2 protein-coding genes are annotated in these 1,093 nt (G+C 53.1%); one reads left to right on the top strand and one right to left on the bottom strand.

The genetic code is table 11. From position 1 onward, the window contains the following. A partial coding sequence (locus tag Q4P78_RS09295; RefSeq protein WP_303340085.1) for an alcohol dehydrogenase catalytic domain-containing protein occupies positions 1–422 on the bottom strand: 422 nt, incomplete at its 3' end. A gap of 461 nt (positions 423–883) precedes the next feature. On the opposite strand from Q4P78_RS09295, the gene Q4P78_RS09290 reads away from it, so the two are divergent. After that, a partial coding sequence (locus Q4P78_RS09290; RefSeq protein ID WP_303340086.1) for a metal ABC transporter solute-binding protein, Zn/Mn family occupies positions 884–1,093 on the top strand: 210 nt, incomplete at its 3' end.

Here is a 1,093-nt window from a genome sequence, read left to right as displayed (position 1 = left end):
CAGCGGCGCTTGACGCTCACAACTTCGGAGAGCCCGCCGCCACGGCCTGCCAGGCCGATAAAGTTCATGTTCTTTGACAGGTGGTAGGTCTTTGAGTCGGGGCCAACATCCACTGCGTCATCAATGATGTAGGGCTCAACAACCACATGGTCGCCGACTTCCAGGTCGGTGACGCCTTCGCCGAGTTCTTTCACGACGCCAGAGAACTCGTGGCCCATGGTGACGGGGGAATCCTCACCCGAGATGGGGTGCGGGTGCCCGTGCTGGGGGCAGAAGATGGGGCCGTCGAGGTATTCGTGCAGGTCGGTGCCGCAAATGCCGCACCAGGCGACCTTAACGAGTACTTCACCGGGGGCTACTTTGGGGGCCGGGATGTCTTCGATACGAATATCGTTGCGGTCATAGAAACGAGCTGCCTTCATGGGAGACTCCTTAATCTGGGGCGCTGGCCCCTGTGAGTGGTTGGGGTGAGAATCGCATGCTTCTCACCTTTTTAAGGTACTCCGATGTGTCTAAAAAGCCTAGATTTTAGGCGTATTTTTGCGTATATGACGCGCAATGATGCTATTAGGAATTATTCTCAATAGATTGTGCAGTTCTGTGTTCTATAGCGTTCTGTAGGCTTTTTCTTGACGTTGAGTGGAGCCTTAATTTTTTCCATGCCATGCCGCCTAAGTTGTAAAGTTCGCCTAGGCGAACTAATGTTAATAGCATCCACAAAGTAGGTGGTTTTCACAGTCGCAGAACCACCCGCGCAAAACGCAGACACTACGAAGTATCAGCACATCATATAGAAAGACAACCGATGTTTACTCCACTGGCTTTCATTACACGGCATAACACCCACAATGCCCCCCGACGCATCCGCATCGCAGCCCTTGCAATGTTCAGCGTGTTCATTCTCTTATTAACCGCCTGCTCAGGTGCGGGCCCCGCATCGTCCGGAAATGGTAAGAAGACCGTGCTCACCACCTTTACCGTGCTGGCTGATATTGCTAAGAACGTGGCGGGTGACCACCTAAACGTGGAGTCACTTACCAAACCGGGGGCTGAAATCCACGAATACGAGCCCACCCCCAGCGACATTAAAAAA

The organism is Rothia sp. (in: high G+C Gram-positive bacteria), from assembly GCF_030540545.1.
Taxonomy (GTDB): domain Bacteria; phylum Actinomycetota; class Actinomycetes; order Actinomycetales; family Micrococcaceae; genus Rothia.
Note: the sequence above shows the minus strand (reverse complement) of the source record. Positions and strands in the feature narration are given on the sequence as shown.